At 59.3% G+C, this 3,637-nt stretch carries 5 protein-coding genes; 2 read left to right on the forward strand and 3 right to left on the reverse strand.

The window, feature by feature from the left end:
- Nucleotides 1–123: 123 nt before the first annotated feature.
- The 3 genes from BA066_07250 to BA066_07260 are packed head-to-tail and all read right to left on the reverse strand — an operon-like array spanning nucleotide 124 to nucleotide 2,499.
- Complete coding sequence (locus BA066_07250) at nucleotides 124–489, reverse strand: hypothetical protein (protein RDD52894.1); 366 nt, start codon at nucleotides 487–489, stop codon at nucleotides 124–126.
- 41 nt (nucleotides 490–530) lie between these two features.
- Complete coding sequence (locus BA066_07255; GenBank protein RDD52895.1) at nucleotides 531–1,910, reverse strand: hypothetical protein; 1,380 nt, start codon at nucleotides 1,908–1,910, stop codon at nucleotides 531–533.
- A 1-nt stretch (nucleotide 1,911) separates the two neighbouring features.
- Nucleotides 1,912–2,499, reverse strand: coding sequence for a hypothetical protein (locus BA066_07260; protein ID RDD52896.1), 588 nt, complete (start codon nucleotides 2,497–2,499; stop codon nucleotides 1,912–1,914).
- 62 nt (nucleotides 2,500–2,561) lie between these two features.
- Between BA066_07260 and BA066_07265 the strand changes: the two genes are divergently transcribed.
- Both BA066_07265 and BA066_07270 read left to right on the forward strand, forming a co-directional pair.
- Nucleotides 2,562–3,131, forward strand: coding sequence for a hypothetical protein (locus tag BA066_07265; GenBank protein RDD52897.1), 570 nt, complete (start codon nucleotides 2,562–2,564; stop codon nucleotides 3,129–3,131).
- A 54-nt stretch (nucleotides 3,132–3,185) separates the two neighbouring features.
- On the forward strand, nucleotides 3,186–3,637 hold a 452-nt coding region (locus tag BA066_07270), incomplete at its 3' end, for a glutamate synthase (protein ID RDD52898.1).

The raw sequence follows: 3,637 nt of genomic DNA on the forward strand, positions 1-3,637 counted from the left end.
GTTCTGAGGCACGCGCCCTGCAGCGTGCTGGTCGTGAGGTCAGGTGAGGGGTGAGGCCGGGCCCAGTCAGCTGGTCAGGCTTGAGCCCGGGAATTCCCAGAGTTAGCAAGAGCAAGGCCCGAATCAATCTCCTGGAGCCGGACTCACGGGCGCGGATTGGCAGGTGACCGCCCTCTTGACATCCCCCACCCGCACTATGTAGACGCCGTCAGAGGGGACTGCGCAGACATCATCTGAACCCCTGGCGATGCTCTTTATCTCGCATATGACCTCCCCATTCGGCTTGAGAACTCTTACGTCTTTCAGCTCCTCGTTCGCATGAATTATCACAACCCTGAAGCTGCAGTATGCATAAAAACTCTCCCCCGGAGTCTGCCTCAATATGAGGCCCGTGTAGTAGGCGTGGAGGATCACCGAGGCCATCAAGATTGCTGCGACTCCGAGAAGGAGGACTCCCAGCCTGAGAGGATCAGGCTTGCTCATGCCCACTGCCCACCTTGGGAGGGCCCTCCGGTGATATTAAAAAGATTTCAGGCCCCTCTGGGCCTCAGGAGGTCCAGGAGAAAGGCCAGGTAGGAGAGGACTATCCCGGCCGACATCACCACAAGGCCGGGTTCGACCAGATGGGAGAGCCAGAAGTTGGAGTAGGGATTGGGTGAGTACCTGCCAGGCGGGTTCGCCAGCATGTAGAGGTTGATCGCGGCCATCGCCAGGAGCATCCCCGTGAGGGAGAGCCAGCCTGAGATCGAGGCCAGCCTTCCGTAACCCCTCAGCTGGGAGATGTACACCAGGAGGAGGACTACGCCCCAGAGGAGGAGTATCTCGTGCCAATGCCCTATGTTGTAGGATAGCTCCGCCCAGTCCCAGACCTCGTTCCTGAACTCAGGGTCGAAGAAGAGGGGTCTCCTCAGGCTCATGGCGACCAGGGCCCCTGGTACTGCTATGAAGGCCCAAGTCCACAGGTTGCCCAGCCTGATCCCCCAGAGGAGGGGTCCCTTGGGATCTAGGAAGCCTCGAGAGACGCTCCTCACCATGAAGGAGAGGATCAGCGTGGAGGCTATCAGCAGGAGGGCAGCTGGAGTTATTATAAGGTGGGCCACCTTCCCGAAGAACCAGACCGAGTATGATGAGACCGCCATGACCAGCTCCCCCAGGATGACCAGGTAGGTGGCCAGCCTGGGGAGCGTGCCCTCCCTCAGTCCCAAGATCATCACAGCAAGCAGGTAGGTTGCCGTCGTCGCCAGGGCCACCATCGTGTGGAGATGGCCTGTCATGGCTCTCCATATCTCGTTCTCCTCCGCCAGATCTGGGTTGAACCTGGCCAGTATCTTGGCCCTCTCGAAGTCCCTGGCCAGCTCGGGGTTCATGTAGCTGCTCCCTACGTAGGCCCCTATGACGCCCCCTATCAACAGGAGGATGAGAGCGAGGTGGAGGCTCAGCTCCAGCGGATTGGATGGCCTGAACCTGAGGGCAATCAACAGGCCGGATGAGAAGATTATGGCGAGTCCCGATATGAACAGACCGTGCCAGAAGAATGTTCTGCTCACGTATGAGTATATCTGAGCACCCAGTACCGTTGCCAAAGTGCCAAGAAGGGTCAGGTTCAGCACATCGGACCCCAGCTCCCTCCTGATCATGACCAGGACCGCGGCCATCCCGTAGAGGAGGACTGCGAACGTGGAGTGGTAGAAGTGGGCCACCCTGGCCATGAAGAATTTGGCTCCCTCCTCATCGGGGCTTATTATCTCCGCGGCCCCCACAGAAGCGTTATATCTCGCTCCAGGGAGCTCCGTCGGCATCCCCAGGCCGGCCCTGAGCTCCCTGAAGGGTGGGGAGAGCATGACCCCCCATCCCACCACGAGAGCGGCCATCGTGAGGGCCAGGAGCATGTGAGCCCTGACCGGATCCATCTCAGGCCCTCCTGAGGTAGATGCCGGCCGACATCAGGAGCGCTGAGAGGAAGAGCAGTGGATGGAGGAGGAAGAGAACTGTTTCCAGCGGCAGCAAAGGCTTCTGCATCACCAGAGTGGCCAGGGCGAGTCCCCCTATGGATATGAGGAGGCCCCCCACCCCCATCAGGGCCGTGACGGCCGGGGCCCTCCTGGAGGCCACCGCAACCAGGGGGAGGAAGGTTATTATCAGACCGGAGACCGAGTGCAGCGTCACCTCGGCTCCCACGAACAGGGGCCTGTAGATGGAACCGACGAGCATCAGAATGAGCATTAGCAGCGTGAAGGCCACGTACTTCCTCCAGCGGTTCCCGCCGAGGACGCCCGCTGCCATGAATGCCGGGTAAATCGCACCGACGTAGGGCGTGATCGGCAGGGATAGGGCCTCCAGCTTCAGGAGGGCCAGCGCAGCGGCTATTATCACGAAGGAGATGGATGCCACGGTGAACATAGCATAAGAAGCTTCCCTCGTCCTCTGATACCTAATTGAGGATGCAAGGAGGAGAAGGAATGAGGAGAGAAGTGTTAGGAACTCCTCACCCGGGAACATGGTATCACCAGGGCCATATCGCACTGCGAGGAATTAAATTGATAGCCTAACATGTTAGGAATATGCGAGAGGACGCTCCGATCGTGATCTCGTTTGCCCTGGTGAACAGGGGATGCCGGGTAACCAAAAATTTGAATGAAAATGGCGTTGAGGGATTCAGAATTTTGAGAGTTCTTCCGAGGGGCGAGGCCTTCTCGCACCTGGTGGAAGTGACCGAGGGGAGGCGATCCTCCCTCAGGATCTTCGACTCCGAGGGGTGCGAGCTTTGCAGACTCCTAGCCTCTGAGGGGGCCTTCCTGCTATCGGCCGAGGTGAGGGGAGGGGTCATGAGGTGCCAGGTGATACTCAAAGACAGGAGATCCCTCAGGAGACTCTCATCGAAGCTGAAGGAGTTTCCAGGGTTCAGGATAACTTCCTCCAGGACCGGAAGGGCTTCCCTTACCTCTAGGCAGGAGAGCGTGCTGCTATCCGCGCTCAGGATGGGTTACTTCGACACCCCGAGGGGGGTGAGGACGAGGGACCTGGCCGAGCTCCTGGGCGTGAGCCCCGCTACGCTCACGGAGCTCCTCAGGAGGGCCCTGAGGAACCTCATAATAGAGCACTACAGTGACCTGGTTAGGGAGTCTCGCTAGGACTGGGAAGATGCTCTTTTTATTTTATCCCAGCGAAAAGGCCAGGCGATCGGATTGAAGTTCGCGTTCCTCTGCAAGGAGAGGAGGAGCTCGAGCGGCTTCAGGATCGCCGTTGTCGGGAGCGGCGCGGCTGGCCTCTCGGCCGCGGGTTATCTCGTCTGCAGGGGGCATGAGGTCGAGTTCTATGAGAAGCTCCCACTGCCCGGTGGTCTCATGACCTTCGCAATACCTAAGAGCAGGATACCGCTCGATAGCGTGATGGAGGGCGTTGAGGACCTGGAGAGGAACTTCTCCGTCAGGTTCAACCTGGGGGTCAGGGTGTGCTGCGGTGGGGGCGACGAGGGTGACCACCTCTCCAGGGACAGGGTGTCCCTGAGCGAGCTGTCCAGGGACTACGATGCGGTCCTCATAGCCACTGGAACCTGGAGATCCAGAAGGCTGAACGTGGAGGGTGAGGACTCCAAGAACGTCTTCTCCGCGATAGATTATCTGATGAGACTCCATTC

Source organism: Candidatus Korarchaeota archaeon NZ13-K (assembly GCA_003344655.1).
GTDB lineage: Archaea > Korarchaeota > Korarchaeia > Korarchaeales > Korarchaeaceae > Korarchaeum.